We start from the raw sequence: 24,240 nt of genomic DNA, 5'->3' as shown, positions 1-24,240 counted from the left end.
CACCGGCTACAGACAACAGGCAGGCACCTTATGAGTGAAGACCAGCACGGCATCGCCACGGACCCACGGGACTGGCCGAAGACGCTGTTCTATGTAGCGTTGCTGTTTTCCATATTCCAGATCGTCACCGCAGCCTTCTCCCCGGTATCCAGCATCGTGCTGCGGGCGGTGCATGTGGGCTTTTTGCTGTGGGTGGTGTTCTTGAGCTACCCGGCCCATGGCAAGCAACGGCCCTGGCAACCCCTGGCCTGGGCGTTGGGGCTGGCGGGGATGGCGACCGCGCTCTATCAGTGGGTATTCGAGGCCGACCTGATCCAGCGCTCCGGCGACCTGACGAGCGCCGACATGGTCATCGGCATCGTCCTGATCGTGCTGGTATTCGAGGCGGCGCGGCGGGTGATGGGCATCGCCTTGCCGATCATCTGCGGCCTGTTCCTCGCCTATGGCCTGTTCGGCGAACACCTGCCGGGCGACCTGGCGCATCGCGGCTACGGCGTGGACCAGATCATCAACCAGCTGGCGTTTGGCACCGAAGGGTTGTACGGCACGCCGACCTACGTATCGGCCACTTATATCTTCCTGTTCATCCTGTTCGGCGCTTTCCTGGAAAAGGCCGGCATGATCAAGCTGTTCACCGATTTCTCCATGGGCCTGTTCGGTCACAAACTCGGCGGTCCGGCGAAGGTGTCGGTGGTGTCATCGGCGCTGATGGGCACCATCACCGGCTCGGGCATCGCCAATGTGGTGACGACCGGCCAGTTCACTATTCCGCTGATGAAGCGTTTTGGCTACAAGGCCGCGTTCGCCGGCGGCGTGGAAGCGACATCGAGCATGGGCAGCCAGATCATGCCACCGGTCATGGGTGCGGTGGCGTTCATCATGGCCGAGACCATCAACGTGCCGTTCGTGGAAATCGCCAAGGCGGCCTTGATACCCGCCTGCCTGTATTTCGGCTCGGTGTTCTGGATGGTGCACCTGGAGGCCAAGCGTTCGAACCTCAGAGGTCTACCCAAGGATCAGTGCCCGAGTGCCTGGGGCGCGGTCAAGGAAAACTGGTATCTGCTGATTCCACTGGCAGTGCTGGTCTATCTGCTGTTTTCCGGGCGCACTCCGCTGTTCTCCGGCATGGTCGGGCTGGCATTGACGGCCATCGTGATTCTCGGCTCGGCGATTATCCTCAAAGTATCGAACTACGCCTTACGCTGCGCGTTCTGGGTCGCACTGGGGATTCTCTGCGTCGGCTTCTTCCGGTTGGGTATCGGAATCGTGTTCGCGGTGATCGGCGTGCTGGTGGTCGCCTGCTGGTTTATGAAGGGCACCCGGGAAACCCTGGTCATCTGCCTGCATGCATTGGTGGATGGTGCCCGGCACGCCGTTCCGGTGGGGATCGCCTGCGCCTTGGTCGGCACCATCATCGCCGTGGTTTCGCTGACGGGCGTGGCGTCCACTTTCGCCGGTTACATCCTGGCCATCGGCAAAGACAACCTGCTGCTGTCGCTGATCCTGACCATGCTCACCTGCCTGGTATTGGGCATGGGCATCCCGACCATCCCCAACTACATCATCACCAGCTCGATCGCCGCGCCAGCCCTGTTGGAACTGGGCGTGCCGCTGATTGTGTCGCACATGTTCGTGTTCTATTTCGGCATCCTCGCCGACCTGACCCCGCCGGTGGCCCTGGCCTGTTTCGCCGCGGCGCCCATCGCCAGGGAGAGTGGCCTGAAGATCAGCTTCTGGGCCGTGCGCATCGCCCTCGCCGGCTTCGTCATTCCATTCATGACGGTCTACAACCCGGCGCTGATGCTCCAGGGCGACAATCTCTGGATGACTGCGTACATGCTGATCAAGACCTTGCTCGCGGTCGGCCTGTGGGGCATGGCGTCCACCGGTTTCCTGCAACAGAAGATGCCGGTCTGGGAACGGCTGATGTGTTTTGCCGCCGGGGCATTGTTGGTGGTGGCGCTGCCGTTGACCGATGAAATCGGCTTTGTCCTGGGGGCGCTGTTGATCGGGCAGCATCTGTGGCGCGCACGTCGCAGCGGACAGGCCTTGGCGTGATCGGCTTGTGCCTGGGCCTGTCCGGAGTGATCTGGGCGCAGCTTGAACTCAGCGAGTTCACCTTGGCGTGGGATCACACCATCGAGAAGATCCGTTGGGAGGAAGACTACCGTGTCACCGAAACGGGCCTGGTCCTGGGCGAAGCCAGGATCAAGGGCAACGGTGCCGGCATGGAGATTCCGGAAAATGCCCGGCTGGAAAACGGCAGTTGGCACTACTATCGCCAACTGCCGCCGCTGCAACCTTTGAAGCTGGGCCGCACGCCCCAGGCCGGCGATTACCAACTGTGTCATGCCGGGCATTGCCAGCCCATGGCGCATTGGCTCGGCCCGCCCACCGTGGAACACCCCTCGGTAGAACTGTGGAGCTGCGAACGGCGCTCGATTAATCAGCGCTGATCGATCGCCACGCCGCCTGCGCCAGTAACTCCCGATGGGCCTTCGGGCTGGTCGGCACGCGCCCCGCCAGCCAGGCACGGCAATAACTTTCCGACGCGCCGATGATCAGCGAGAACATCAACTCGGCTGGATAACGCTTGAGCGCCTCGCCCTGCTCCGCCACGCTCAGCCACTGCCAGAGCTGGCCGTTGCGCGTGGTATTGCGGTTGGCGAGTTCGTCCTTGAACGGCCCCTTGGTCACGGCAAAACGCGCGTGATACTGGAAACGCGCCCATTCCGGCTGGCTGTCGACCCAATCGACATAGCTGTAGATCAACGCTTGCACGCCCTGTTCGGCCGTCGTCGCCTCGGCCAGGTATTGCTCGCGCAAGTGCGCCTGGTCGTCCAGCGCGGTGAAGAACAGCGCCGCCACCAGGCCTTCCTTGTTGCCGAAATGGTGGTAGATCGCGCCGACACTGGTCTGGCATTCGGTGCGGATCATTTCGATTGTGGTCGCCTCGATGCCCTGTTCGTTGAACAGCGCCAGGGCCTTTCTGAAGATATCGCGCTTGAGCTCGGCCCTTCTGCCGGGGAAGGCACGTTCGAGTAATTCCGTTGTTTGCATGCTGGGCTTAAACCGGTTCGTTGAAGGATCAGGCAGACGGCTGCCCATGACGAAGTGAGCGCAGCTTGACAGATTCGCCAACAACAGAATACCGTTCCGTCACAGAATAATATTCTGTAACGGAAGATTGTTCCGCAAATCCCTTGTCAGTGAGGCTTCACATGAATCAGGTTCTCGGTATGTTCAACAGCGCAGGTCCCGATGCGTTCAGCAAAATGGCCTGTCAGATGGCACCTTACTTCGCCACTATCAATCCGCTGGTCACGGAGCTGCGCCAGGGCGCGGCGACTGTGCAGGTACCGTTTCGCAAGGAAATCACCAATCACCTCGGCACCGTGCATGCCATTGCCATGTGCAACGCCGCCGAGCTGGCCGCCGGGATGATGACCAACGTCTCGATTCCCGACGGCGCCCGGTGGATCCCCAAAGGCATGACCGTGGAATACCTGGCCAAGGCCAAGAGCGACGTGACGGCGGTGGCGAACGGCGATGAGGTGGACTGGCAGACCGAGGGCGACAAGATCGTGCCGGTGGATATTCATGACGTGGATGGCAAGAAGGTGTTCACGGCGCGGATCACCATGAATGTGAAGTTGGCTTGAGGGTTGGGAAGCTTGCTTTGCGATTGCTGCGCAATCGAGCGGGAGCAAGCTGCCTCGCCACGGTTATTCTTATTCGCGAGGCCTGGATCAGGCAAACGTCGCCCCGCGGGTGTTCACGAACAATGAATACAACGAGTGGCTGCCGGCCATGAACAGCCGGTTGCCCTCCCTGCCGCCGAAACAGATGTTGGGGCAACGTTCCGGCAGGGAGATATGCCCGATGGCCTTGCCCTCGGGGTTGAACACCCGCACACCGTCGAGTTTTTCCAGGTCGGCCTTGGGGTCGCCGTTGCCGCCCCAGCCGCACCAGAGGTTGCCGCTCTCATCGCACTTGATGCCGTCGATGGCGGCGTAATCCAGGCCTTCGATATGCTTGCGGCGCTCGCCCAGGCTGCCGTCATCCTTGACCGTGATTGCCCAGACCAGGCGGTTGGGCTTGGCCCGGCCTTCGACCACATAGAGAGTTTTTTCATCCGGGGAAAAGCACAAGCCGTTCGGCCCCGCCAGGTCGTCGATGACCCGGCTGAGCTTGCCGGTTTCACCGTCGATGCGGTACACCGCGTGCGGCTGCTCGGGGGTGACTTTGTGCCCCTCGTAGTTGTTGCCGGTCTGGAACGGCGGGTCGGTGAACCAGATCGAGCCATCCCGTTTGCAGACGATGTCGTTGGGCGAGTTCAACGGTTTGCCGTCGAAACGACCGGCCAGCACGGTGATCGTGCCGTTGTGTTCGGTGCGGGTGATACGCCGCCCTTCGGTCGACGTGGTCGAGCCTTCACAGACCAGCAACCGTCCCTGGCGATCACGGCACATGCCGTTGGAGAAGTTCGAATTCTCCCGATACACCGACAGCCCACCGGTGACTTCGTCCCAGCGCACGATGCGGTTGTTGGGGATGTCACTGACCAGCAGATACCGACCGTCGCCGATCCACACCGGCCCTTCGGCCCAGCGCAGGCCGCTGGCGAGTTTTTCCACGCTGGCGTTGAAGATGCGCAGGTCCATGAAGCTGGGGTCGAGGATATTGACCAGAGGGTCCGGATAACGCTGGCTCAGCGGTTCGGCCTGGGTCAGGCCGGGCAGGTTGCCAAGGGTCGCGGCGGCGGCCGAGACCACCAGGGATTTCTTGAGGAAGGTCCGGCGCGCCTGATCGGCGGTTGCAGGTTGCGAAGCATCCATAGTACGTCTCCGTTAATTATTATTGGACGGGGACGTTTGTTTTACCCTCTGATAGGACATCGTACAAGTTATTATCCTCGCCCGGCCCTATCACTCGGGATGGAGTGGGATCCGAACGGTGAACGTGGTGCCTCCGCGCGCCTTCGAGTGGACTTCGATGGTCCCCTGGTGAGCCGCGACGATCGCCGAGGCGATGTAGAGGCCCAGTCCCAGGCCAGCCGTGGGGCCGTATTGCAGGTCGCCGCTGCGCAGTTGCCGGATCAAGGGATTGAAGATGCTGGCGATGGCGTCCTTCGCGATAGGCTTGCCCTGGTTGTTGATCGCGATGACGGCTTCATCCCCTTCGCGGCTCAACGATACCGTGATCGGCGCGCCCTCCGCGCCATGTTGCACGGCATTGCCGATCAGGTTGGAAAACACCTGTTCCATCCGCGCCGGATCGAACAGTCCTTCAAGCGGACCGTGCGGCTCGAAGAGTATGCTGCTTTCCGGATGATAGGCCCGTGCCTCTTCCACCATGCCTTCGCACGCTGCCACCAGGTCGCCGTTGAAGCGCTGTACCGGTATGCCTGCGCCCAGCTGGGTACGGGTGAAGTCCAGCAGGTCGCCAACAATCTTGTTCGCCCGTTTGACGCTGGTATAGATGCGCGAGGAAATCTTGGTGGCCTTGGCAGGCAGATCGCCGGCGCGCAGGAGCACTTCGGAACTCAGCAGGATTGCCCCCAGCGGGCTGCGCAGATCGTGTCCCAGGATCCCGAGGAAGATATTGCGCGCCGCATCGACCGCGCCGGAATAACTGACCACCGATTCCGCCAGGGCCTGGTCGACGGCTTCATTGAAGCGGATCACATCCGACATCGCCTGCGCCTGGTCCAGCTGGGCATGGGGCATCCACAACACCAGCACGCTGGTGCGCAACGCACGGTATTCCGAGACCATCTGTTCCACGGTAAAACCGGAAGACTGGCGAATGACAGCGTGGGTTTCCGCCGCGGTCTCGGCCTCCGCCGCCGGGGCTTCGCCCTGGGATTTGGCGATCTGCTCCTCCGGGGTCTGAGAGGTGCGCAGATCAATGGCGATGGTGCGCAGCATCTGCTCGGCATGGTCGCGCAGCGCTACCGCATCCATGCCGATGGAGGCCGGGGTGATGGTCCTGGCGAAGTCTTCCCACGCCTGGAGGATCGGTTCGATGTTGTCGACAATGAAGTCAGCCAGGCGCATGGGTTGCTCCGCGGGAAACTCAGGGGGATCGGTGCCGGAAACAACACAGCGGTCAGCTGTTGTACAGCAAATCGCTGGGGGATGTACGCCAGTCTCTGGATTGGTTGAGCTGGTGGAGCTGGCGGCTGCTTTGCAGCCGAGCGGGAGCAGGCTCCCTCACCACGGGTGAGCTGCGAACATCTGGGGAGAACGGGTTGACGGGCGGGAGCCGGCGCTTGTCTCTCTCTGCTGGATCCGGTACAAATCTTCCGTTGTTGTACGACAACCTATAACTAAAAATAAACCACCGAAGCCTCGCTGCTGCGATGGTACACCTTTGAGATTGCTGCCATGACCCGCCCCACCGTTGCCGCCGATGTTCCTATTCCTTTTTCCCGCCCTGTCGCTGTGCTCATCCTGCTCTGCATGGGCTGCGCTTTCGCCGGTAACCACGTCGCCGCGCGGGCGGCGTTCGATGACGGTGCCGGCGTGCTGCTGGCGATCCTGCTGCGCTCGGGCGGGACGTTGCTGGTGCTGGCGGCGATGGTCTTGTGGCAACGCCAGAGCCTGCGCCTGCCCGCCGGGGCCTGGCGCTGGCAGTTGGTGTTGGGCCTGTTGATCGGCGCCCAGAGCCTGTGCCTGTATTCGGCCGTGGCGCGGGTGCCGGTGGCGCTGGCGCTGTTGGTGGGTAACGTGTTCCCGATCCTGTTGGCGCTGCTGACCTGGGCGCTCGGCGGGCCGCGCCCCACTGCGCGTACGGCGATGTTGATGGGGATGATCCTGGTCGGCCTGGTGTTCGTACTGGAAGTGCCGGCGCGGTTATCGTCGCAGGCGGATGTCGGCCCGCAATGGCTATTGGGGGTTGGACTGGCATTCTGTGCCGCGTGCGTGTTCGCTTGCGCGTTGTGGATCACCGATCACAAGCTGTCCCAGGTACGCGGCTCGGTGCGCAGCCTGCTGACGATTTTCATTGTGTTCAGCAGCGTCAACCTCGCAGGCCTGACCGGCGCCCTGCCCGGCGGCCTCGACCTGCCAGCCAGCAACACCGGCTGGCTCGCGCTCGCCACCCTGGTGGTGCTTTACGGCACCGGGTTCATCGTGTTGTTCATGTGCGTGCCACGCCTGGACATGCCACGCAACGCCCCGGTGATGAATATCGAACCGCTGGCGACCCTGCTGATCGGCTGGCTGGTGCTGGACCAGATGCTCAACCCGGGCCAGGTGCTCGGCGGCGCCATCGTGGTGACGGGCATTGTGTTGCTGACCTGGCGCAAGGCTGAGCGGGTCAAGGCGCCGGTGGCTGCACGCAATTGAACTGACTGAACGCTCTTTTGTGGCGAGGGAGCTTGCTCCCGCTCGGCTGCGACGCAGTCGCGAATTTCTTGGTCCTGCTTCGCAGGCCAGCGGGAGCAAGCTCCCTCGCCACAAAAGCATTGTGCGGTCAGGCGTTTATGTCTGGGTGCGCCGGAAACTAGTTTCAAAAGCCACAGTCCTACCCCAGCCCTGAACGAAGCGTTTCAGGCTGATTGGCGCCGTCTCCCGGCGCTCAGGCAATTCCCTTCCAGAGCTGTCCATCCATGCGCCACCTCGTTCGCTCTCGCCGTTTCGCTGCGCTGTGCCTCACGATCCTGTTTCCGTTGTTCCCCAGCCCGGCTCACGCCCGAGGCGAAGGACAACTGGTGAGTGCCATCAACGACTACCGCAGCCAGCCCCACCGCTGTGAATGGCAAACAGTGCGTGCTGCCCAACCCTTGGTGTTGCGCTCCAGCCTGGCCTTGCCCATCGGCTTCAGCGGTGGCTTGCGCGAAACCCTGAGCAGATCCGGCTATCAGGCCCGGTCAGTGCGCAGCATTCGCCTGACCGATGCGCGGGACGCCGAAGAAGCGTTCGAGAGACTGGCGGACGAGCATTGCGCAGCGCTGCTGGACGGCCAGTACGCCGACATTGGCGTCAATCGGGTCGGGGATGAATGGCGCGTGGTGCTCGCACAACCCATGGGCGGAACGCGGATCAGCGACACGCGCGACATCGACGCGCCGGACAAAACGCTGCTGGCCCAGGTCAATGCCGCCAGGGCCAAGCCCCGCATGTGCGGGCGCCAGCGCTTTGCGGCGGCTCGGCCGCTGAGCTGGAACGCCGCGCTGGGAAGCGCTGCCCAGGGCCACAGTCGGTCGATGGCCCGCGGCAACTATTTTGCCCATCGCGACCCGGACGGTCGCTCCACATCCGAGCGGGCCAGGAGCGCCGGTTTTCGCGGACGCAAACTCGGCGAGAACATTGCCGCCGGACAACGTTCGCCAAGCCAGGCCATGCACGATTGGCTCGCCAGCCCCGGGCATTGCGCCAACCTGATGAACCCGATGTTCACCCAGGTCGGTGCGGCGTCGGCCAGTGACTCGCGCAGCGATGCCGGAGTGTATTGGACAATGGTGCTTGGCGCCCCGTGATGTAACGGACGGGTATCCCGTGGCGAGGGAGCTTGCTCCCGCGCCATGGAGGTTTATACGAGCCTGGCATCCTCACACCGGCCGACGCACCGCCCTCACCTTCCCGCTGCCACCGCCGCCACAGAAAAACCGTTCGGCCCCATCGGATTCCAGCCCCGACACACCGGTCCCGGGCGGCATCGTCACGCTTTCCAGCACTTGTGCCGTCTGCGGATCAATACGCCGCAGGTCACTCTCATCGTTTTCCCACGTCCCGTGCCAAAGCTCTCCGTCGACCCAGGTCACGCCCGTGACGAAGCGATTGGATTTAATGGTGCGCAGGACTTTTCCATCGGCCGGGTCGATCTGGAGGATTTTGCGCGCCTTGTACTGGCCGACCCAGAGCGATCCTTCGGCCCACGCCAACCCTGAATCATCACCGCTGTTGGGCGCCGGAATCGTCGCCAATACCTCGCCGGTGCGTGGATCGATCTTGCTGATGCTGTCGCCAGCAATCTGGAACAGGTGCTCACCGTCGAACGCCGTGCCAGCGTTCGCCGGCACGTCGAGCGAGTGCACGGTCTGGCCACTGGCGGGATCAAGTGCGTGGAGCTTCTCGCCTGAGGCGAACCAGACGCGCTCACCGTCATGGCTTACGCCGTGGACACACTCGACGCCCGGAAAAGGGCCGTACTCACGCAGGATCTGTGCTTCCGAACGTTTCATTTCACTCGCCTCATCAGTGGGGTGTGATTGCATCCTAACCAGCCACTGGCAACGCAGTGAGTAACAATGCCGTCGCGAATCCAGGCATCGTTGGCGCCATCCAGCGCCGGGCCCTGGCACGACCGAACGCTTGCGCCTTGCCGCAGGCGGCGAGGGTTTCCAAGGCCCGCTGCACGCTGCGCTGGCTGTTGCCCAAGGCAAGCGCCAGGGCCGAACTGGACCAGGTTTCGCCATCGGCAAGCAGCGCCAGCACCGCGCCGTGAGGTTCTTCGATGACGCGCGCCAGCACCACGACCTCGTCGGCCTGGTTGGGAATCAGGATAAAGCCGCGCCGGGTTGCCTTCACCTCGGCCAATGACCGCAGCGCCACCCGCAACCGCCCCATCTCGACCCGCAGCCGGGCGCGGTGGGACTCATCCGTCAGTTTCAAGCCGAAGGCCTCGGCCACGAGCGCTTCCCTCGATGCATCGCCCGGCCAGGCTTGGGCCAGCCCTCTGGCCAGGGCGAACAACACCGGGCGCCGGGCGAGGGAAACCTGGCTGCCAGCGCTACTGACGCCATACCGGCATGCATCTACTACCAGCGCCGCACCGGCCAGCAGCACCTGTACCTCTTCAAGAATCAGCAAGCGCTCTTCGTTCCGGCCGATCAGACGCGCCGCCGGTGAGCTCAGCATGCGCCAGGCGCTTTCGATTTCGGCGTTCAGCGCGCTGATGCCCGTTTGCCGTGCGGCCTGCCCGGCCCTTTCCAGAGCGGCGTGGGCGGTTTGCGCTTGCAGGCGCCGCATGGCGATCCCCGCCGCCACCAGTTCACAAGCGGCTCGAGACGCCACAGGCAAGCTGGAAAGATTCAGATCAGCAAGCTTGCCCTCGGCCTCGCCAAGGTGACCGAGCAACAGCAGGCGGCGGATTTCGATCGCATGAGCATGACCGACGTTCGCCCGGTCACCGCAGGCTTCGAGTACCGTCCGCGCGGCGTCGAGGCGCTTCATGGGCCACGCCAGGTCACGGGAAGCCAAGGCGATTTCGCCCTCCGCCACGATACACCGTGCCCGCGCCACGGCCGCCTTGGGCCCGAACGCCGTACTTGCCCGGCGCATCAGGTTCCTGGCTTTGTCCAGGTCCCCCAGCTGCGCCATGGCGATGCCGCGCAGCGCGAGGGCCGGGGCATCGGTGCGCAAGGCGATGCGATTGAGCGCCGCCACTGGATCGCCCGCCGCCAATGCTCGCGCTGCTATGCTGATCGCGTAATCCATAAAACGACGGCCTTTGTGGCGAGGGAGCTTGCTCCCGCTGGCCTGCGAAGCGGGCCTGAAAATCTTGCAGTCGCTGCGCACTGGAGCGCCAGCCCGGCCTGCTCCTCAGGCCAGGCAGTGAGTATCGCTACAGGCGAATCTCGGCGGCCCGCACCACATCGATGCGCGACACCGCGCTGCTCAGCCGCCCCAGTCGCTGGTTGTGATCGGCAATGATCTGCTCGGCCGACAGGCTGCCATTGTCCACCGTCGAATGCGCATCGGCGGCCAACACCACTTCGTACCCCAGGGCATGGGCCTGACGCACGGAGGCATTGATGCAGTAATCGGTCTGCAGCCCGCAGATCACCACGCGATCGATGCTTCTGGCCTGCAACAGCGCCAGCAGGTCGGTCTGGTAGAACGCGTCCGCGGTGGTCTTGCGCACGCGCAAGTCATCCGCGGCGGTGAGCAGGCCGTCGGCCAATTGCCAGGCGGCACTGCCATAAGCCAACGAGCCCTCAAGTTCTTCGTGCTGGACCAGGATCACCGGCAAGCCGACAGCCCGAGCCCTGGCACTGAGGTCATTGATAGTGCAGAGCAGGCGTGGGCTGTCGAAGCATTCCTCTTCGCCCGTGCACAGCCCGGCCTGGACGTCGATAATCAGCAATGCGCTGCTCATGCTTGCCTCTCCGAGCGCTCAGTAGCCCAACGATAACCCGGTGTTGCGGCGCGGATCGTTGGCACCGTAGAAGCGATTCTTGCCCACGGGCTTGCTACCCAGTGACGGCGCGCCCACCAGGATCGCGGCAATGTGGTTGGGGTCCTGCGGGCCGGCGAACTTGTGGCCCCAGCTTTCCAGCAGCTTGAGCGTATCGGGGCTGGCGGCGAAGGTTTCCAGGTTGGTCTCCTCCGGCATCCACTGCTGGTGGAAGCGCGGTGCGTCCACCGCTTCCTGCAGGTTCATGCCGTAGTCGATCACATTGAGAATGGTCAGCAGGGTCGCGGTAATGATGCGGCTGCCGCCCGGCGTGCCGACGACCATCACGGTCTTGCCGTCCTTGGTGACGATGGTCGGGCTCATGGACGACAGCGGCGCCTTGCCCGGTGCGATGGCGTTGGCCTCGCCCTGTACCAGGCCGTACATGTTGGGCACGCCGACCTTGGCGGTGAAATCGTCCATTTCATCGTTGAGGATCACCCCGGTCTTGCTCGCCATCACGCCGGCGCCGAACCAGTCGTTGAGGGTGTAGGTGACAGAGACGGCGTTGCCCCATTGGTCGACGATCGAATAGTGGGTGGTGTTGCTGCCCTCGTGAGGCGCCACGCCGGGTTTGATCTTGTGCGAGTCGCCGGCCTTTTGCGGCTCGATCGCGGCGCGCAGTTTTGCCGCATAGTTCTTGTCCAGCAGATGGTCGATGGGGTTCTGCACAAAGTCCGGGTCGCCCAGGTAGCTGTTGCGATCGACATAGGCGTGACGCATGGCTTCGATCTGGTAGTGCATGCCCTGGGCCGAATGGAAGCCCAGGTCTTTCATCGGATACCCGTCGAGGATATTCATGATCTGGCACAGCACCACACCACCGGAACTGGGCGGTGGTGCGGAAATGATGTGATAACCGCGATAGTCGCATTCCACCGGGGCCAGCTCGCGGGTCTTGTATTTGTCCAGGTCGGCCTGGGTGATGATGCCCTTGTTGGCCTGGCTGGAAGTCACCAGGGCGTCGGCCACCCAGCCTTTGTAGAAGCCGTCGGCGCCTTTGGCGGAAATTTCCCGCAGGGTCCTGGCGAGGTCTTTCTGCACCAGTTTCTGGCCGGCCTGCATCGGCTCGCCGCTGTGCAGGAAGATCGCGCCGGAATCGCGCATGTCCTTTTTAAACACGTCCGTGGCGGTCTCCAGCAGGTCGACATCACCTTGCTCAAGGACAAAACCCTCCTCGGCGAACCTGATCGCCGGGGCGATCAGTTCCTCCCGGGGCTTGCTGCCGTATTTCTTCAGCGCCAGCTCCATGCCGGACACGGTGCCGGGCACGCCTACCGCCAGGTGGCCGCGGGTGCTGAGCTCGGGAATGACGTTGCCGTCCTTGTCCAGGTACATGTCGGCGGTGGCGGCCAATGGCGCTTTTTCGCGGAAATCCAGGAATGTCTTGCGGCCATCCGCCATCTGCAGCGTCATGAAGCCGCCACCGCCAAGGTTGCCCGCCGCCGGGTAGACCACCGCCAGGGCGTAGCCCACCGCGACTGCCGCATCCACCGCGTTGCCACCGTTCTTGAGCACATCGACGCCGACGTGGGTCGCCAGGTGCTGGGCGGTGACGACCATGCCGTTCTCGGCGGCAACCGGGGCCTGGGATGCAGCGTGGGCAGTCAGGCAGCAAAGGGAGAGCGAAGTGGCGATGAGGGTCCGGGCCAGGGATTCGAACTTCATGAGTCGGTCTCTTCTTGTTTTAGGGTCGGGATCGCTTCAAGCATTAGGGTTTGTACGAAAAGTCGCCGAGCGGCGATCAGGCAAGGCGAAAACAGGCGAGGAACGGCCGGGGTCGCGCTCGACTTGACGGTTGTCAATGAGCATTCCGAGCCTGTTTTCAACGCAGCATGATCGTCGCGCAGGCACTTTTCGTACAAAGCCTAGGCAGTATGGCTCGGTTTACGCAATGTGCCTGTTTCCCGCCGGGCGGCTTACGCCATCGCTCTCGTTGCGATAGGCTCGGGCGCTCGATCACCTCACCGCACAAGGACATCGCCGATGACGTTAAGAATCGAGCGCACGGACGCTCCCACCGATGAACAACGCCAGGCCATCCTCGCGCCGCTACGCGCCTATAACGTTGCCCAGACGGGCGGAAGCACACCGGAACTGGTCGCCTGGCTGGTGCGCGACGAGCACGGCGAAATCGTCGGCGGACTCTACGGCCGAATATTTTTTCGTTGGCTCTATATCGAACTGCTGGTAGTGCCTGAACAGGCCCGGGGCCAAGGCACGGGTTCGCAGCTGATGCAGATGGCCGAACAGCTGGCCAGGGAAAAAGACTGCGTAGGTATCTGGCTCGACACCTTCGACTTCCAGGCGCCGGACTTCTACCGCCGGCATGGCTTTACCGAGTGCGGGCAGATCGACGACTACCCGCCGGGACATCAGCGTTTCTTTTTCCAGAAACGCCTGCCGAACGCTGACTGACCACATATCCCCTGTGGGACATCCCCTGTGGGAGCGAGCCTGCTCGCGAAAGCGGTGGGTCAGTCAAATGCTATGCAAGAAGATAAACGGCTTTCGCGAGCAGGCTCGCTCCCACATTGTGATCAGGGGTTCAGAGGCAAGTCGCCAACGCCGCCAACCGGCGCTTGGCGACAAAATCATCCTGCTTGGCGTAGTAGTTCAACGCCGTGCCGGTGGCACTGGCTTGTATATCGACAAACGATTCGGCCGAGCGGGTGTACACCGTCGAGCCACCCTGCTTGCCGGGTTGCAGGTAGGCACCGGCATCGACGCCGAACACCGCTTCGTCTTCCCAGGCGAACTTCACGCATTGGGCGACATTCTGCTCCGGCTTGTCCGAGGCCAGGGTCTTGTAGGGGGCTTGGGTCCGGGCCTGTTCCATCGCCGAACCCGCGCAGCCGGCCAGCAGGGTTGCGGCCACGGCCACCATCAGCATTCGCATCGCGTTCACTCATCGAGAAAAAAACCGACTTTAGCACTGCGATCCGCGCCTACGTGCGGCTTTACTGAAATTTGCCCGCGACAATGGCTATCGATTCACGCAACCTGTCGGGACATTGACTCAAGGAGCAACCATGGCGGCAACCGGACAGCAGCACGAACGAGCCCTGGAGATCTTTCTCGACGAACGCCCGCAGTTGCGTGTCGAGCTGGACAACCTCAACCCCCTGCTGGCCCAGGCCAAGGGCGAAACCGCCGCGCAGTATCGCGCCGAGCGCTTGCATGAGGCGTTCGAAGCCGAGGCCGAGCGCCTGGGTCTGTTTGCCTGGGAGCTGACGCTGTCGCTGACAGCGGCCTCCGCCGAGGACTACCAGGCCCAGCGCATGGAAGTGCACAGGGAAGTCGCGGAGATGGCGGGAATGGAGTGGGCTGAGTATTGCCAGTTAAATGGTCTCATGGACTGAAGTGAACCCCGTGGCGAGGGAGCTTGCTCCCGCTGGCCTGCGCAGCAGGCCCAAAAAGGCGACTCAACTCACCTGACACACCGAGTTGCACGATCCTGGGGCCGCTTCGCAGCCCAGCGGGAGCAAGCTCCCTCGCCACGAAAGCTCACGCCGTTTCCGAGAATCGCCCCACCGCCCATAAAGCTTTATCATGGCCGCAGTTTTACGGATCGGGTCTGTCATGAAGTTCGCCATCGCGCTGTTTTCCGCCGCCCATGCGCCCTCCTCGCGCCGCGCCTTGCTGTTTGCGCAAGCCGCGCTGGCCGGTGGGCATGAGATCGTGCGGCTGTTTTTCTACCAGGACGGCGTCTATAACGCCGATAACAGCATCGTCACGCCTCAGGATGAGCAGGATCTGCCCCGGCAATGGCGAACCTTCGTCAGCGACCATCAGCTCGACGGCGTCGTCTGCATCGCGGCGGCGTTGCGCCGTGGTGTGCTCAACGCTGAAGAGGCCCAGCGCTATCAGCGTTCGGCAATCAGCGTCGAAGCGCCTTGGGCCCTTTCCGGACTGGGTCAGCTGCACGATGCGATCCAGGACGCCGACCGCTTGATCTGTTTTGGAGGCGCATGATGGCCAAGTCGGTATTGCTCATCAGCCGTCAGTCTCCGTGGTCTGGCCCCGGAGCCCGGGAAGCGTTGGACATCGTGCTGGCCGGCGGTGCGTTCGACCTGCCCATTGGCCTGCTGTTTCTCGATGACGGCGTGTTCCAGCTCAGCGCCGGGCAAAACGCCAAGGCCCTCCAGCAAAAAGACCTGAGCGCCAATTTGCAGGCATTGCCGATGTTCGGCGTCGAAGACCTGTTTGTCTGCGCCGACAGCGCCGCCGAGCGTGGCATCGCCACCGATACCCTGGCAGTGGACGCTTTGAAAGTGCTGGGCGCAGCGGACATCGCCGCGCTCATTGACCGTTACGACCAGGTGATCACCCTCTGATGTCGACTTTGCATGTGTTGTCCCATTCACCGTTCGGTGATAACCGCCTCGCCAGTTGCCTGCGGATACTGGGGAGCCAGGATGCGCTGCTGCTGTGCGGCGACGCGACTTACGCGCTGCAACCTGGCACCGAACCGTTCGCTGCACTCCAGGCCGTCGGTAGTAAATTGTTCATCCTCGCCGAAGACGCTCAAGCCCGTGCCTTGCACATCCCGGACTGGGCCGAAGCCATTGATTACCCAGCCTTCGTCGAGCTCTCAATCGAGCATGACAAGGTCAACTCCTGGCTATGAACGTGCTGACCGTGGGCGCGCGCAGCATCGCGCTGGACAAGGACGGCTACCTGGCCGATCTCAATGACTGGTCAACGGAAGTGGCCACGGCCCTGGCCGCCGCCGAAGACATCGAGCTGAGCCCCGAGCACTGGGAAATCCTCGAACTGCTCCGGGCCTTCCACGATGAATTCCAGCTGTCCCCCGCCACTCGGCCGCTGATCAAGTACACCGCGCTGAAACTCGGCGCGGACAAGGGCAACAGCCTGCACCTGAACCGATTGTTCAAAGGCACTCCCGCCAAACTCGCCGCCAAGCTGGCGGGCCTGCCCAAACCGACGAATTGCTTATGACCGACTTTCCTTCGCTGACCCTCGAGACCCCGGCCGAACATCCGTTCGCCCAATTCGTGCGCATCCTTGGCAAAGGCAAGCGCGGCGCCCGCAACCTCACCCGTGAAGAAGCCCGCGAGGCCATGGGCATGGTGCTCGATGAGCAGGTCGAAGAGACCCAGCTCGGCGCCTTCCTGATGCTGTTGCGGCACAAGGAAGAAAGCGCCGAGGAAATGGCCGGCTTCACCGACGCCCTGCGTCAACGCCTGGTGGTTCCACAACTGGCGGTAGACCTCGACTGGCCGACCTACGCCGGGAAGAAGCGCCACCTGCCGTGGTATCTGCTGGCGGCCAAATGCCTGGGGCAGAACGGCGTGCGGATCTTCATGCACGGCGGCGGCGCCCACACGGCGGGTCGGCTCTACACCGAACAGTTGCTTGGTTTACTGGATATTCCCTTGTGCCGCGACTGGCAACAGGTCGGCACGGCGCTGGACAACGGCGGCCTGGCTTTCATGCCGCTGGTGGACTGGGCACCGCAGATGCAACGGATGATCGACCTGCGCAACACCCTCGGCCTGCGCTCGCCGATCCATTCCCTGGCGCGGATTCTCAATCCACTGGGCGCGCGTTGCGGTCTGCAAAGCATCTTCCATCCTGGCTACCAGGCCGTGCATCGCGAGGCCAGCGGGTTGCTGGGCGACACCGCCATCGTGATCAAGGGCGACGGCGGCGAGATCGAAATCAATCCGGACGCCGACAGCCATCTGTACGGCACCACCGGTGGCGCCAGTTGGGACGAAGAATGGCCACGCCTGTCGGAGCAGCGCCACGTCAAGCCGGAGCGCCTCGACCCTGAGCATTTGAAAGCCGTCTGGCGCGGCGACGTCGAGGACAGCTACCCGCAACTGGCGTTGATCGCCACGATGGCTTTGGCCTTGCGCGGCCTGGGGTTGTCGCGCGAAGACGCGTTCGACAAAGCCCGGCAATATTGGGACGCGCGGAACAGATCGATTTAGTCGATCATCAGCGCCCAACCTTTGCGCTTTTTGTTCGAACCTATCGGCATAGACTCTTCTCCAACGTTTATCAGGCTGAGGAGATCGAGATGGGTTTGTTGGTCGAGGGCCGCTGGCAGGACCAGTGGTATGAGAGCAAGGACGGCAGTTTCCAGCGTGAACAGGCGCAACGCCGCCACTGGATAACCGCCGACGGCAGCGCCGGCCCTTTCGGCGAGAGCGGTTTCGCCGCCGAAGCCGGTCGTTATCATCTTTATGTATCCCTGGCCTGCCCCTGGGCGCATCGCACGCTGATCTTGCGCAAGCTCAAGGGCCTGGAAGACCTGATCGATGTTTCAGTGGTCAGCTACCTGATGCTGGAAAACGGCTGGACCTTCGATCAGGCTCACGGCTCGACGGGCGACAAGCTCGACCACTTCGACTTCCTGCACCAGCGCTACACCGCCGATACACCGGACTACACCGGTCGTGTCACTGTGCCGGCGCTGTGGGATAAACAGCAGCAGCGCATCGTCAACAATGAGTCAGCGGAAATCATCCGCATGTTCAACAGCGCCTTCGATGGCCTGACCGGCAACGACCTGGATCTCTATCCAGAGCACCTGCGCGGCGAAATCGATGGGTTGAACGAGCGCATCTATCCGGCGGTGAACAACGGCGTCTACCGCGCCGGCTTCGCCACCACCCAGGCGGCTTACGAAGAAGCCTTTGATCAGCTGTTTGCCGAGCTGGACCATCTGGAAGCCCTGCTGGACACCCGCCGCTACCTGGCTGGCGAGTACCTGACCGAGGCCGACATCCGCTTGTTCACGACGATGATCCGTTTCGACGCGGTGTACTTCGGTCACTTCAAATGCAACCTGCGACGCATCGCCGATTATCCGAACCTGTCGAACTGGCTGCGGGAGATGTATCAGTGGCCAGGCATTGCCGAGACAGTGGATTTCACGCATATCCAGGGGCATTACTACGGCAGCCACAAGACCATCAACCCCAATGGGATCGTGCCCAAGGGGCCGAAGCAGGACTTCATGGTGGCGCATGATAGAGGGAGGTTGAGTGGGAAAGGGATCTGGCGCGGGGCCCGGGATTGATCTGGAATCTGTGTAATCGTTGAGGGCCTCTTCGCGAGCAGGCTCGCTGGGAGTGTCAGATTTTTTGTGTGCGGGCCGGTAACGGCCTGCCGTTAGGCAGACCTTCATTTACCACGTCGGCCTGATGAACCGATCCCCGTACAGGATCGCGAACTGATTCATGGCGCTTTTCCAGTCATGGGCTGCACTGCCCCAGTTTGCGGTTATATTGCGCAAGCCCAGCCAGATTAACTTGGTGGCAGCTTCATCGGTTGGGAAGTGCCCCCTCGTTTTAATGATCTTGCGCAGTTGAGCGTTGATGCTCTCGATTGCATTGGTCGTGTAAATCACTTTCCGGATGGCGGGCGGAAAGACAAAAAACGGGATGACTCGATCCCAGGCGCGTCGCCAGGCAGCTACGATGGTTGGGTACTGTTTGCCCCAGGGGCCATTTTCGAACGAGTCCAAAGCCGCTTCGGCGGCCTCGGCGTTGATCGCTTGATAGATCGGCTTAAGCGCTTTGGCCAGTTCCCGACGTTTGTCCCAGGCTGCATAGTCGAGGCTGTTGCGGATCAGATGTACGATGCAGGTTTGCAAAGTCGTCTCAGGAAACACCGCGCTCAGGGCTTCTGGCATGCCTTTGAGACCATCGGTCACGGCAATCAGCACATCTTCGACTCCGCGTGTCTTGAGGTCATTGAAGACCTTCATCCAGAACTTGGCGCCTTCCGTTGTCTCGATCCAGATGCCCAAGATATCGCGGGTTCCGTCCGGTAATACGCCCAAGGCCAAGTAGATGGCCTTATTGCGGACCAGTCCTTCTTCCCTGATTTTGACCCGCAACGCGTCGAAGAAGATGACCGGATACATCTGCTCAAGCGGTCGTTGCTGCCAGGCGCCGATCTCCTCCATCACCGCGTCGGTGACCGAACTGATGAAGTCGTGCGAGACATCTGTCCCGTACTGTTCCAAGAGAAACGCGCGAATCTCGCGAACCGTCATGCCCCGAGCGTACATGGCGATGATCTTGTCATCGAACCCGGTAAAGCGCCGCTCATGCTTGGGAATCAGGATCGGCGCAAAGCTGCCATCGCGATCACGGGGAATCTCCAGACGAAGCGGACCGTCGTCTGTCAGAACGGTCTTGCCGCTTTTACCGTTGCGCTGGTTACTCGACTCCTCGGGACGCTCCGCGCCCTGAGGATAGCCAAGATGGTGGCCCAGCTCTGCGCCCAGGGCTCGCTCGATAAGCGCCTTCTTGAAGGCCATCGACGCATCCTGAATCGCCTCGGCAGTCATTGGGCCTTTGACGAACTGATCAATCAGCTCCTTCGGGATCGAAGGGAGCTCGGCTTTGGCCTCCAAGGCCGTCTTCTTTTTGGTTGGCATACATGCACCTCTTCAGCATGTTATGCCCGAACACAAAATTTCTGACAGTCCCGGCTCGCTCCCACAGTTGATCAGTGTTGGCCACAATCCGTGGTTACACACAGTCCCCTGTGGGAGCGAGCCTGCTCGCGAAGGGCGCGGCGCGGTCTTCAGACCTGCCCCTGTGCCCCTTCAAACCAAGCCAGCTTCTCGCGCAACTGCACCACTTCCCCGACGATCACCAATGTCGGCGCATGCACCTCGTGCTCGGCCACCAGCCGCGGCAGGTCCGCCAAGGTACCGGTGAACACCCGCTGGTTTGAAGTCGTGCCTTGCTGGATGAGCGCCGCCGGCGTGTCTGCCGCGCGTCCGTGCTTGATCAATTCGTTGCAAATCACCGGCAGCCCCACCAGGCCCATGTAGAACACCAGGGTCTGCGCTGGCGATACCAGGTCCGCCCAGGGCAGATCGCTGCTGCCGTCCTTGAGATGGCCGGTGATGAAACGCACCGACTGGGCGTAGTCGCGATGGGTCAGCGGGATCCCGGCGTAAGCCGCGCAACCACTGGCCGCCGTAATGCCCGGGACCACCTGGAACGGGATGCCATGGGCCGCCAGTTCTTCGATTTCTTCGCCGCCACGACCGAAGATGAACGGATCGCCGCCCTTCAACCGCACCACACGCTTGCCCTGCCGGGCCAGGTCGACCAATTGCTGGTTGATCTGGTCCTGGGGCACCGCGTGCTCGGACCGGCGCTTGCCGACGTAAACCCGCTCGGCGTCGCGCCGGCACAGCTCGAGGATCGCCGGGGCCACCAGACGGTCGTAAAGCACCACATCCGCCTGCTGCATCAGGCGCAGCGCGCGGAAGGTCAGCAGGTCAGGGTCACCCGGCCCGGCGCCTACCAGATAGACTTCGCCCGGCGCGTTCGGCGCCTGGCCGTCGATCTTCTCGCGCAGCAACCGCTCGGCCTCGGCGCCCTGCCCGGCCAGTTGACGGTCGGCGATCGGGCCCTGGAAAACCTCTTCCCAGAATGCCCGCCGTTGCTGCACATCGGGAAACAGTTGCTTGACCTGATTGCGAAAGCGCGCCGCCAGGCCGGCCAGTTGCCCGTAGGTCGATGGAATCCAGGTTTCCAGCTTGGCGCGGATCAGCCGTGCCAGCACCGGCGCGTCGCCGCCGCTGGACACCGCAATAACCAGAGGCGAGCGGTCGACGATCGCCGGGAAGATCACGCTGCACAGCGCAGGCGCGTCCACCACGTTGACCGGTACGCAGCGCTTGTGGGCGTCGGCCGAAACCTGGGCATTGAGCGGCTCGTCATCGGTGGCGGCGATGACCAGGCCGCAGCCGTCCATATCCGCTTCGACGTAGCCACGCAGCACGCATTCGCCGCCGCTGCCACTGACCAGTTCCCGCAACTGCGGTTCGATGTCGGGTGCGACCACCCGCAGCAGCGCACCGGCATCCGCCAGCAGGCGAGACTTGCGCAGGGCAATCTCGCCGCCGCCGACCACCAGCACGCGGCTGCCGCGCAGGTTGTGGAACAGTGGCAGATAGTCCATTTAGCCGATGACCTCGATGCCGCCCATGTACGGCTTCAGCACTTCAGGCACCCGGATCGAACCGTCGGCCTGCTGATAGTTTTCCAACACGGCGACCAGCGTACGACCCACCGCCAGGCCGGAGCCGTTGAGGGTATGGACCAGTTCCGGCTTGCCGGTTTCCGGGTTGCGGAAGCGCGCCTGCATGCGGCGGGCCTGGAAATCACCGCAGTTGGAGCACGAGGAAATCTCGCGGTACTTGTCCTGGCTCGGGATCCAGACTTCCAGATCATAGGTCTTGACCGCGCTGAAGCCCATGTCGCCGGTGCACAGCGCCAGGGTGCGATACGGCAGCTCGAGCAGTTGCAGGACCTTCTCGGCGTTGGCGGTCAGGCTTTCCAGGGCTTCCATGGATTTCGACGGCTCGACGATCTGCACCATCTCGACCTTGTCGAATTGGTGCTGGCGGATCATCCCGCGGGTGTCACGGCCAGATGCGCCGGCTTCACTGCGGAAGCACGGCGTGTGGGCGACAAACTTGATCGGCAGTTGCTTGGCGTCGACGATTTCGCCGGCAACGATGTTGGTCAGCGAGACTTCGGCGGTCGGGATCAGGTACAGATCGGCTTCGCCGTCGCGAGCGATCTTGAACAGGTCTTCCTCGAACTTCGGCAACTGACCGGTGCCTTGCAGCGCCGGCGCCTGGACCAGGTAAGGTGTGTAGGCCTCTTCGTAGCCGTGCTCGGTGACGTGAAGGTTGATCATGAACTGCGCCAGTGCGCGATGCAGACGGGCGATCGGCCCGCGCAGCAGGGCGAAACGCGCGCCCGACAGCTTGGCGGCGGTTTCGAAATCCAGCCAACCGAATTTCTCGCCCAGGGCGACGTGGTCCTGTACCGGGAAATCGAAGGCTTTCGGCGTGCCCCAGCGACGTACTTCGACGTTGCCGTCTTCGTCTTCACCCACCGGCACCGATTCGTGAGGCAGGTTCGGGATGCCCAGCAGGATCGAATCAAGCTCGCTCTGGATCGAGTCCAGTTCGGTCTTGCCGGCACTCAACTCGCCCGCCATGCGCTCGACATCGGCCATCAGCGGCGCGATGTCTTCGCCGCGCTGCTTGGCCTGACCGATGGACTTGGAGCGCGCGTTACGTTCAGCCTGCAGGGCTTCGGTGCGGGTCTGGACGGTCTTGCGCTGTTCTTCCAGCGCTTCGATGCGCGCGACATCCAGGGCAAAGCCACGGGATGCCAGGCGGTCCGCTACGTCCTGAAGGTTGCTACGTAACAGTTTGGAATCGAGCATGTCGGTCTCTCGTTATCAAAGTTTGGTCAGGGACAGGCCGGCCCAGGTGGCGAGCAGCCCGCCGAACACGCTGATGGCCGCATAGCCCAGGGCCAGCGGCACCTGCCCGCTTTCCAGCAGGCGCACCGTATCCAGTGAAAAGGATGAAAAAGTCGTCAGGCCGCCAAGAAAGCCGACCATCAACCCCGCGCGCACCTCGATGGGCACTTCGGGGCGAATCAGAAACAGGCCGTATAGGACGCCGATCAGCAGACAGCCCACGATATTAACGGCCAGCGTCGCGGTATAGAAGTGCCGCGGCCAATTTGCGCTGATCCAGTTGCCCGTGGCGAAACGCAACAATGTACCGGCAACGCCGCCGGCGGAGACTGCGAGAATCAAGGGGATCACGGTTTTCTCCGCTGCCGTGGACTCAATCGGTCCAATTGCGCCAAGTGGTTGAGCTTCTCGCCGATCTTCAGCTCCAGGCCACGGGGCACCGGCTGATAGAACCGCTGGGGGTCGAGTTCCTCGGGAAAATAGTCTTCGCCGGCGGCGTAAGCGTCAGGCTCGTCATGGGCGTAACGGTATTCCTCGCCGTAGCCCAACTGTTTCATGAGCTTGGTCGGCGCGTTGCGCAGGTGCAACGGCACTTCCAGAGAGCCGTGCTCGGCGGCGCTGCGCATCGCCGCCTTGAAGCCCATGTAGACGGCGTTGCTTTTCGGCGCGCAGGCCAGGTAGGTAATGGCCTGGGCCACGGCGAGCTCGCCTTCCGGGCTGCCGAGGCGTTCCTGCACGTCCCAGGCTGCCAGGCACAGGCTCAGCGCGCGCGGATCGGCATTGCCGATGTCTTCGCTGGCCATGCGTACTACACGGCGCGCGAGGTACAGCGGATCACAACCGCCATCGATCATCCGCGCAAACCAGTACAACGCGCCGTCCGGGTTGGAGCCGCGCACCGACTTGTGCAGCGCCGAAATCTGGTCGTAGAACGCCTCGCCGCCCTTGTCGAAGCGGCGCCGGGTATCGCCCAGCAGGCTTTGCAGCAGCTCGACACCGATCTCGCTGTCGTCTTCGGCCAGGTCCGAAGCGTTTTCCAGCAGGTTGAGCAGGCGCCGACCATCTCCGTCGGCAGCGCTGAACAGGATCTGGAAACCTTCGTCGCTGAGGCTCAGGTGGCGCTTGCCCAGGCCGCGCTCTTCGGTAAGCGCGCGATGCACCAGCTTGCGCATCGCCGCCTCGTCGAGGCTCTTGAGCACGTAGACCCGCGCGCGGGACAGCAAGGCGTTGTTGAGTTCGAACGAAGGGTTCTCGGTGGTGGCACCGATGAAAATCAGCGTGCCGTCTTCGACATAGGGCAGGAAGGCGTCCTGCTGCGACTTGTTGAAGCGATGCACTTCATCGACGAACAGGATGGTGCGCTTGCCGTACTGGCCGGCCTGCTGCTTGGCGATTTCCACCGCCTGGCGAATCTCCTTGACCCCGGCCAGCACGGCCGACACCGTTTCGAAATGCGCGTCCGAGACTTCCGCCAGCAACCGCGCCAGGGTGGTCTTGCCGACCCCCGGCGGGCCCCAGAAGATCATCGAATGCAGGGCGCCCTGCTCCAGGGCTTCGCGCAGGGGCTTGCCGCGGGCGAGCACATGTTCCTGGCCGACGTACTCATCCAGGTTGGTGGCCCGCAGGCGGGCGGCCAATGGCTGGGCAATCGGGGCGCTTCGAAACAGGTCCATGATTACTTACACAACCTCCGCTGGGTCCTGTTGCCGATCAGTTGAACAATTGAACACCACGATCCCTTGTGGGAGCGAGCCTGCTCGCGAAGCGGTG

General features: G+C 62.7%; 26 protein-coding genes. 13 read left to right on the top strand and 13 right to left on the bottom strand.

Translation table 11 applies throughout. The features are described from left to right. Window positions 1-30: 30 nt before the first annotated feature. Both M1E16_RS09970 and M1E16_RS09965 read left to right on the top strand, forming a co-directional pair. Window positions 31-2,058, top strand: coding sequence for a TRAP transporter permease (locus tag M1E16_RS09970; RefSeq protein WP_458129776.1), 2,028 nt, complete (start codon window positions 31-33; stop codon window positions 2,056-2,058). Then, window positions 2,055-2,456, top strand: coding sequence for a DUF1850 domain-containing protein (locus M1E16_RS09965; protein WP_458129775.1), 402 nt, complete (start codon window positions 2,055-2,057; stop codon window positions 2,454-2,456). Before M1E16_RS09970 ends, M1E16_RS09965 begins: the two co-directional genes overlap by 4 nt. Here M1E16_RS09965 and M1E16_RS09960 read toward each other — a convergent pair. After that, window positions 2,443-3,060, bottom strand: a complete 618-nt coding sequence (locus M1E16_RS09960) for a TetR/AcrR family transcriptional regulator (protein WP_458129774.1) — start codon at window positions 3,058-3,060, stop codon at window positions 2,443-2,445. The genes M1E16_RS09965 and M1E16_RS09960 overlap by 14 nt on opposite strands. Before the next feature lie 161 nt (window positions 3,061-3,221). On the opposite strand from M1E16_RS09960, the gene M1E16_RS09955 reads away from it, so the two are divergent. Then, window positions 3,222-3,662 carry a hotdog fold domain-containing protein gene (locus tag M1E16_RS09955; protein WP_458129773.1) on the top strand — a complete coding sequence of 147 codons (441 nt, stop codon included), beginning with the start codon at window positions 3,222-3,224 and terminating at the stop codon, window positions 3,660-3,662. Between the two features lie 87 nt (window positions 3,663-3,749). Here M1E16_RS09955 and M1E16_RS09950 read toward each other — a convergent pair whose 3' ends face one another. Together M1E16_RS09950 and M1E16_RS09945 are read right to left on the bottom strand one after the other, a co-directional pair. Then, window positions 3,750-4,838: an SMP-30/gluconolactonase/LRE family protein gene (locus tag M1E16_RS09950; RefSeq protein WP_458129772.1), complete on the bottom strand. Its 1,089-nt coding sequence runs from the start codon at window positions 4,836-4,838 to the stop codon at window positions 3,750-3,752. Window positions 4,839-4,928: 90 nt separating this feature from the next. Then, a complete protein-coding gene (locus M1E16_RS09945) occupies window positions 4,929-6,059 on the bottom strand; it encodes a sensor histidine kinase (RefSeq protein WP_434624654.1) in 1,131 nt (376 codons plus the stop codon). 330 nt (window positions 6,060-6,389) lie between these two features. On the opposite strand from M1E16_RS09945, the gene M1E16_RS09940 reads away from it, so the two are divergent. Then, window positions 6,390-7,352: an EamA family transporter gene (locus tag M1E16_RS09940; RefSeq protein ID WP_434568993.1), complete on the top strand. Its 963-nt coding sequence runs from the start codon at window positions 6,390-6,392 to the stop codon at window positions 7,350-7,352. Window positions 7,353-7,615: 263 nt separating this feature from the next. Then, window positions 7,616-8,485 (top strand): CAP domain-containing protein, encoded by an 870-nt coding sequence (locus M1E16_RS09935; protein WP_458129771.1) that lies wholly within the window; start codon window positions 7,616-7,618, stop codon window positions 8,483-8,485. 72 nt (window positions 8,486-8,557) lie between these two features. Here the strand turns inward: M1E16_RS09935 and M1E16_RS09930 are convergent, their stop codons facing one another. The 4 genes from M1E16_RS09930 to ggt all read right to left on the bottom strand — a co-directional run bounded on the left by M1E16_RS09930 (window position 8,558) and on the right by ggt (window position 12,852). After that, entirely contained in the window at window positions 8,558-9,190 is a 633-nt protein-coding gene (locus M1E16_RS09930) for a Vgb family protein (protein WP_458129770.1), read from the bottom strand. Window positions 9,191-9,224: 34 nt separating this feature from the next. Further along, window positions 9,225-10,445 (bottom strand): helix-turn-helix domain-containing protein, encoded by a 1,221-nt coding sequence (locus tag M1E16_RS09925; RefSeq protein WP_458129769.1) that lies wholly within the window; start codon window positions 10,443-10,445, stop codon window positions 9,225-9,227. A 127-nt stretch (window positions 10,446-10,572) separates the two neighbouring features. Then, entirely contained in the window at window positions 10,573-11,106 is a 534-nt protein-coding gene (locus M1E16_RS09920) for a cysteine hydrolase family protein (protein WP_458129768.1), read from the bottom strand. 18 nt (window positions 11,107-11,124) lie between these two features. After that, window positions 11,125-12,852, bottom strand: a complete 1,728-nt coding sequence (ggt, locus tag M1E16_RS09915; RefSeq protein ID WP_458129767.1) for a gamma-glutamyltransferase — start codon at window positions 12,850-12,852, stop codon at window positions 11,125-11,127. A gap of 318 nt (window positions 12,853-13,170) precedes the next feature. Between ggt and M1E16_RS09910 the strand changes: the two genes are divergently transcribed. Then, window positions 13,171-13,602 carry a GNAT family N-acetyltransferase gene (locus M1E16_RS09910; protein WP_458129766.1) on the top strand — a complete coding sequence of 144 codons (432 nt, stop codon included), beginning with the start codon at window positions 13,171-13,173 and terminating at the stop codon, window positions 13,600-13,602. A 130-nt stretch (window positions 13,603-13,732) separates the two neighbouring features. Here M1E16_RS09910 and M1E16_RS09905 read toward each other — a convergent pair whose 3' ends face one another. Beyond that, a complete protein-coding gene (locus M1E16_RS09905; RefSeq protein ID WP_434569000.1) occupies window positions 13,733-14,083 on the bottom strand; it encodes a hypothetical protein in 351 nt (116 codons plus the stop codon). A 133-nt stretch (window positions 14,084-14,216) separates the two neighbouring features. Between M1E16_RS09905 and M1E16_RS09900 the strand changes: the two genes are divergently transcribed. The 7 genes from M1E16_RS09900 to M1E16_RS09870 all read left to right on the top strand — a co-directional run bounded on the left by M1E16_RS09900 (window position 14,217) and on the right by M1E16_RS09870 (window position 18,238). Then, window positions 14,217-14,546 (top strand): DUF6388 family protein, encoded by a 330-nt coding sequence (locus tag M1E16_RS09900; protein WP_458129765.1) that lies wholly within the window; start codon window positions 14,217-14,219, stop codon window positions 14,544-14,546. Between the two features lie 220 nt (window positions 14,547-14,766). Continuing rightward, window positions 14,767-15,159 (top strand): sulfurtransferase complex subunit TusD, encoded by a 393-nt coding sequence (tusD, locus tag M1E16_RS09895; RefSeq protein ID WP_434603751.1) that lies wholly within the window; start codon window positions 14,767-14,769, stop codon window positions 15,157-15,159. Beyond that, complete coding sequence (gene tusC / locus M1E16_RS09890) at window positions 15,159-15,521, top strand: sulfurtransferase complex subunit TusC (protein ID WP_458130300.1); 363 nt, start codon at window positions 15,159-15,161, stop codon at window positions 15,519-15,521. Before tusD ends, tusC begins: the two co-directional genes overlap by 1 nt. Next, a complete protein-coding gene (tusB, locus tag M1E16_RS09885) occupies window positions 15,521-15,814 on the top strand; it encodes a sulfurtransferase complex subunit TusB (RefSeq protein WP_458129764.1) in 294 nt (97 codons plus the stop codon). Before tusC ends, tusB begins: the two co-directional genes overlap by 1 nt. Next, window positions 15,811-16,146, top strand: coding sequence for a TusE/DsrC/DsvC family sulfur relay protein (locus M1E16_RS09880; RefSeq protein ID WP_305495521.1), 336 nt, complete (start codon window positions 15,811-15,813; stop codon window positions 16,144-16,146). The genes tusB and M1E16_RS09880 overlap by 4 nt, the downstream gene beginning before the upstream one ends. Next, window positions 16,143-17,144 (top strand): glycosyl transferase family protein, encoded by a 1,002-nt coding sequence (locus M1E16_RS09875; RefSeq protein ID WP_458129763.1) that lies wholly within the window; start codon window positions 16,143-16,145, stop codon window positions 17,142-17,144. Before M1E16_RS09880 ends, M1E16_RS09875 begins: the two co-directional genes overlap by 4 nt. A gap of 89 nt (window positions 17,145-17,233) precedes the next feature. Next, complete coding sequence (locus tag M1E16_RS09870) at window positions 17,234-18,238, top strand: glutathione S-transferase family protein (protein WP_458129762.1); 1,005 nt, start codon at window positions 17,234-17,236, stop codon at window positions 18,236-18,238. Window positions 18,239-18,346: 108 nt separating this feature from the next. On the opposite strand, the gene M1E16_RS09865 is transcribed toward M1E16_RS09870, so the two are convergent. From M1E16_RS09865 to M1E16_RS09845, 5 genes are all read right to left on the bottom strand, one after another. Then, on the bottom strand, window positions 18,347-19,606 hold the full coding sequence (locus M1E16_RS09865) for an IS256 family transposase (RefSeq protein ID WP_434577927.1): 1,260 nt from the start codon (window positions 19,604-19,606) through the stop codon (window positions 18,347-18,349). A gap of 149 nt (window positions 19,607-19,755) precedes the next feature. Beyond that, a complete protein-coding gene (cysG, locus tag M1E16_RS09860) occupies window positions 19,756-21,150 on the bottom strand; it encodes a siroheme synthase CysG (RefSeq protein ID WP_434569007.1) in 1,395 nt (464 codons plus the stop codon). Further along, window positions 21,151-22,431 (bottom strand): serine--tRNA ligase, encoded by a 1,281-nt coding sequence (gene serS, locus M1E16_RS09855; protein ID WP_458129761.1) that lies wholly within the window; start codon window positions 22,429-22,431, stop codon window positions 21,151-21,153. 15 nt (window positions 22,432-22,446) lie between these two features. After that, window positions 22,447-22,821 carry a fluoride efflux transporter CrcB gene (crcB, locus tag M1E16_RS09850; RefSeq protein ID WP_207961507.1) on the bottom strand — a complete coding sequence of 125 codons (375 nt, stop codon included), beginning with the start codon at window positions 22,819-22,821 and terminating at the stop codon, window positions 22,447-22,449. After that, on the bottom strand, window positions 22,818-24,143 hold the full coding sequence (locus M1E16_RS09845; RefSeq protein WP_434603736.1) for a replication-associated recombination protein A: 1,326 nt from the start codon (window positions 24,141-24,143) through the stop codon (window positions 22,818-22,820). Before M1E16_RS09845 ends, crcB begins: the two co-directional genes overlap by 4 nt. Window positions 24,144-24,240: the final 97 nt, after the last annotated feature.

The organism is Pseudomonas sp. Z2-11 (genome assembly GCF_054161305.1).
This window is presented reverse-complemented; position numbering and strand designations above follow the sequence as displayed.